This window comes from Peribacillus sp. NPDC058002 (assembly GCF_042886655.1).
GTDB lineage: Bacteria > Bacillota > Bacilli > Bacillales > DSM-1321 > Peribacillus > Peribacillus aracenensis.
The window spans coordinates 790-5983 of the sequence record NZ_JBHVQU010000217.1; the positions used below are offsets into that span (position 1 = coordinate 790).

A 5194-nucleotide genomic window follows, 5' to 3' on the forward strand; every position below is an offset into this window, starting at 1 on the left:
GTCTAAAGTTATTGGTGTCTGGTCTGTGGAGATGGCTCTTATTCTCGGGATAATGGCAATCGTCTTATTAAATTTTAAAGCTGTCAAATTAAATTTCAATTCGAGTATTAATATTGGCATTAGTGGGGCATTGCTAGCAACCATGAATACGGCAACCGAATATGGCTTTGGGGGTGTGATTGCAGCTTTACCCGGCTTTTCTGTGGTACAAGATTATCTCACTGGAATGTTTTCGAATCCTTTAATTAATGGGGCGATCATGACAAATGTTTTGTGTGGCATTACTGGATCAGGATCTGGTGGGATGAGCATTACGTTGAGCTTAATGGCGGATACGTATATACAAACTGCTGCTCATTTTGACATTCCGTTGGAAGTTTTACATCGTGTCATTTCTATGTCAGCAGGTGGATTTGATACTTTGCCACATAACGGAGCTATAATAACTCTTTTAGCTGTTACGGGACTCACACATCGCCAGGCATATAAAGACATTTTTGTTATTACCATTATAAAGACACTTGCTGTATTCTTTGTAATTGGTATATTCAGCTTGTTTGCCATCGTTTAACCATTTCCCGTTGAACATAGGAAAAAACATCTCTATTTCTTGCTTTACCCGCTTTTTATATGGAATAATACGTCTCCTAAATGAAAAAAGTTTTTATTCGTGTTGATTTTAAGGAATATCACTAAATTATATAGTCTTCAGTATTTAATATCTGAATATTCAGACTTGTAATTCGATCACAAATAAAGGAGATGAAATAATGTTTAATAAATATTTCCATCAATATGAAATCGGAGAAACATGGATGTCGAAAGGACGTACTATAACCGAGGCTGATTTAGTAATGTTTTCTGCATTTAGCGGTGACTGGTTTCCCCTCCATACTGATAAAGAGTATGCAGCAAATACACAATTTAAGCAACGGATAGCCCACGGAATGCTTATACTTTCGGTTGCAACCGGCTTATTTCATTTTGAACCGGGAATCGTTGTTGCATTTTACGGCTTGGAGAAAGTTCGATTTATAAACCCTACCTTTATTGGGGACACGATACATGTAGAATTAAAGGTGATTGACCTTTTTGAAAAGGGCTATCAAGGTGTTGTAACAGTCATCCAGGAAATAAAAAAACAAAACGGAGAAACTGTAGCCATAGCCAACATGAAAATAATGGTCAATTCTGATGCCAATGTAAAAATATAGTAGTCAATTAAGGTAAAACAAGCTTTGGACTGCTTATGGATGGAGAGGAATTCGGTGTGAAAGTATTACCCCAAAAGAAATAATACGTCCTTTCTCATTTTTCAGATTAAGGCAAGCCTATTGACTGGCTTGCCTTCTTTAATGCTCTCCAGCTTTTTTAGTTTTTTTAGACATTAAATAAACTTAAAACGTATCCGAGCTAAAATAATAGGAGAAATCGCACTTAAGATTCCTCTTTTCATTGACCTGCAACCGCTAGGAGACCAACAGACTGGTAGCCTTATAAAGGCAGGATAAAAATGCCACAGGTTTGGAAGCCAATGAATGATTAGTTTAGCCATGCTCTTTACAATTGCAAAAGATTGTTCGAACGATACATGCCGCTGCCTTGGCGGAAAATAACTTTCAGTACTTAAATAGCAAGATTTTATATGAAGTCCATAACAATGTTTGTCATAATAAGAAAGTAGGAAGGGGGAATATCATGCTTCGTTTATACGGGGCTTTAATCGGTCTTAGTTTGATATGGGGTTTATCGTTCGTTTTCATGAAATGGCTGCTCCCGCCAGCGGGCATTTGGGGGATTGTGTTTCTCCGCTGTTTGGCGGGTGCTGTTGTTCTGCTTCCCATTTTATGGTGGAAGCGCAGTGAAATCAACTGGAAATTACCATGGACAGCGCTGGTCGTTGTCGGAATCTTCAATTGCGGATTAGCATGGGGTTTAATAGCTTTAAGTGAAACAGAGATTAACAGCAGCACGGCATCGATTCTTAATGCAACCACCCCGATCTGGACGGGGATCATTGGATTTATCATTTTTTCTTATGTTTTAACCGCCCGACAATGGATGGGCATTCTTATCGGTTTTTTGGGAATTTTAGTATTGATGGATTTTCAAGTCGGTCAGCTTTTCGGCAAGGAGTTCATTGGAATTGGTACAATGCTGCTAGCGTCCACCTGTTATGGGTTTGCCGGCCAATATACGAAAAGATTTCTTTCCAGTACAAGCATATTGGTCATTACTGCATTTACGCTGCTCACGGGTGCCATTATCGGTTTGATCGGGATGCTTATAACAGGGCCGATTAATCCAGTGATGTTGATGGACCCGCTAACGATTTTCTCCATAATCGGTCTTGGGTGCTTTGGCTCTGGGATCGGCCAGCTGATCTATTTCTACATCAATAAAAATGGCAGCCCAGAGCTAGCCGCAACGGTTACATACCTTATTCCTGCAAGCGCTATGGTTTGGGGCTATGTCCTGCTTGGAGAAGCGATTAATCCTCATGTAATTATTGGCCTGCTGATCATTTTCGCAGGGGTTTATCTTTCTTCCAAGAAGTCAAAAGAAAACGATGGTGCTGACTCTTCATCCGGAAAACAAGGGGAATTGCATCATGTAAAATAAGGAACCAAACCGAAATAGCCCTCCAAGGTTTTCTCTTTACCTGGGGGGCTTTCGTATTGAATCAATTTAGCAAGAAAAGTGATTGATCGTCATTGCTGCGACTTATACCTATAGATAGTAACCCATATTCGGAATGGCATTTGCTTTAGAAAGGATATTCTGTTTCCATAATTCTTTCGAAAGATATTTAGAAATAAATGAAAATTCACAGAGGTTATTTCGACTTTGAGATATATTAATTTGAGATAAGTTGTTGACAGTGAATTTTATTCATGATAAATTATCTTTAAGTAAAGATATATTAATTCAAGATAATAAAAATTATGTAAAATCTTTTCCAACCCCTTTAATGAATAGCCACTCTTCTTGAAGGGAAAATATAGCGGATTAATTCAAATGTTGAACATCCAAAAATTGATCGTTTTAATGGGAGGAATAATTTATGAATGGATTAAAAGGTATTCACCATGTCACGGCCATAACTAGTAGTGCAGAAAAGAACTATGAATTTTTCACAAATATATTAGGCATGCGTTTAGTCAAGAAAACAGTTAACCAAGATGATATCCAAACCTATCACCTGTTTTTTGCCGACGATGTTGGCGGTCCAGGTACTGACATGACATTCTTTGATTTTCCTGGTATTCCCAAAGGAGTGCATGGGACAAATGAGATTTCAAAAACATCCTTCCGTGTACCGAATGATGCGGCATTGGAGTATTGGGTTAAGCGGTTCGACCGTTTAGAAGTAAGTAATAAAGGAATTCAGGAACAGTTTGGTAAAAAGACCATTTCATTTGTGGATTTTGATGATCAGCAATATCAATTGATTTCCGATGAAAACAATAAAGGGGTTGCAGCGGGGATTCCTTGGCAAAAAGGACCGATTCCCCTCGAATATGCCATTACAGGATTAGGGCCAATTTTCATTCGGATCGCCAACTTCGATTATTTTAAAGAAATGATGGAAAAGGTACTATTATTCAATGAAATAGACAAGGAAGGATCATTTCACCTATTTGAAGTAGGGGAAGGTGGGAATGGTGCACAAGTGATTGTTGAGCATAATTCGATCCTTCCTCAGGCACGGCAGGGTTTTGGGACTGTTCACCATACAGCCTTCCGTGTTGAAGACCGTTCCGTTCTGGAAGAATGGATCAAACGAATGGAAAGCTTCCAATTTCATACGTCCGGTTATGTTGATCGTCACTTTTTTGAGTCGCTTTATGTACGGGTGGCGCCGCAAATATTATTCGAATTTGCCACGGATGGTCCAGGATTCATGGGGGATGAGCCGTATGAAACGCTCGGGGAAAAGTTATCTTTACCACCGTTCTTGGAACCGAAAAGGGATCAAATCGAAAAGTTGGTCCGTCCCATTGAAACAGTAAGAAGCACAAAGGAATTCATTAAAGAATAACCATTAGCGAATGATATATTGGTTTATGCCCATACTAAAACAGGTAGAAATGAAAAATGGAATAATCATTTGAAATAGAAAACATGCTCTGGAGGAATGAATCATGACAAAAGATTTTTACACGGCTATTAAAGAAAGACGATCATATTATGGAATCGATAAAGAGATCCAAGTATCGGATGAGAAAATTAAAGAGATTGTTGAATTTGCGGTAAAACACACGCCATCGGCTTTTAATTCCCAATCTTCCCGCCTTGTTGTTTTGACTGGCTCGGCCCATGATAAATTATGGGATATTACGACGCAAGCTTTAAGGAAAGCGGTTGGTGAGGGAGATTTCTCTGGCACCCAACAAAAAATGGATTCCTTTAAAGCGGGATATGGGTCAATATTATTCTTTGAAGATGAATCTGTTGTGAAATCACTTCAAGAACAATTTGCAACGTATGCGGATAACTTCCCAATCTGGTCACAACAAACATCAGGCATGCATCAATTAGTTGTTTGGACAGCACTTGAAGCAGAAGGATTGGGAGCAACTTTACAGCATTATAATCCACTAATTGATGATGATGTGAAAAAAGAATGGGATGTTCCGAGTAATTGGAAACTGATTGCGCAAATGCCATTTGGAAATCCAGCAGATCAACCAGGTGATAAAGAATTCAAACCACTTGAGGATCGTATAAAATTTTATAAATGAGTGAGATGCTAAAAATTTCTACAGAGAGCCAACCCTGATTGGCTCTTTTTTTCGTTGTTCCGCGATATCTTGACAATGACTATGTCATATTATATATTTATGTCAGTAGATACTGACATGAGATTGATGATAGAGGGTATTTAAATGAATGGTAATAGAAAACAAGACACTTCTGATAAAATTATGATCGCTGCTATAGACCTCATGGCAGAAAGAGGATACAATGGCGTGTCCACCCAAGAAATAGCTGATGCGGCGGGTTTAAGCGAAAAGACGCTATTTCGCCATTTCGGCAGCAAACAAAACCTTCTTGAAACCGCGTTTGACCGATTTCATTATGCTGAAGAGATGAGAAGCCTTTTTGAGGGGAAACTCGTTTTTGATTTGTCCCAGGACTTGTTTCTGATCAGTCGAAAGTATCATGAAATTATGAACCATAACCGAAAACC

General features: G+C 38.7%; 5 protein-coding genes and 1 pseudogene. All 6 read left to right on the forward strand.

All coding sequences use genetic code 11. From position 1 onward, the window contains the following. Positions 1-571, forward strand: a pseudogene (locus tag ACFVSH_RS21955) (GntP family permease); the annotation flags it as partial. Between the two features lie 199 nt (positions 572-770). Continuing rightward, positions 771-1214 carry a MaoC/PaaZ C-terminal domain-containing protein gene (locus ACFVSH_RS21960; RefSeq protein ID WP_260287967.1) on the forward strand — a complete coding sequence of 148 codons (444 nt, stop codon included), beginning with the start codon at positions 771-773 and terminating at the stop codon, positions 1212-1214. A gap of 484 nt (positions 1215-1698) precedes the next feature. Beyond that, entirely contained in the window at positions 1699-2622 is a 924-nt protein-coding gene (locus ACFVSH_RS21965) for a DMT family transporter (RefSeq protein ID WP_387595692.1), read from the forward strand. 442 nt (positions 2623-3064) lie between these two features. Next, positions 3065-4042 (forward strand): ring-cleaving dioxygenase, encoded by a 978-nt coding sequence (locus tag ACFVSH_RS21970; protein ID WP_387707812.1) that lies wholly within the window; start codon positions 3065-3067, stop codon positions 4040-4042. 103 nt (positions 4043-4145) lie between these two features. Further along, on the forward strand, positions 4146-4745 hold the full coding sequence (locus ACFVSH_RS21975; protein ID WP_387707814.1) for a nitroreductase family protein: 600 nt from the start codon (positions 4146-4148) through the stop codon (positions 4743-4745). 144 nt (positions 4746-4889) lie between these two features. Continuing rightward, on the forward strand, positions 4890-5194 hold a 305-nt coding region (locus ACFVSH_RS21980; protein ID WP_387707816.1), incomplete at its 3' end, for a TetR/AcrR family transcriptional regulator.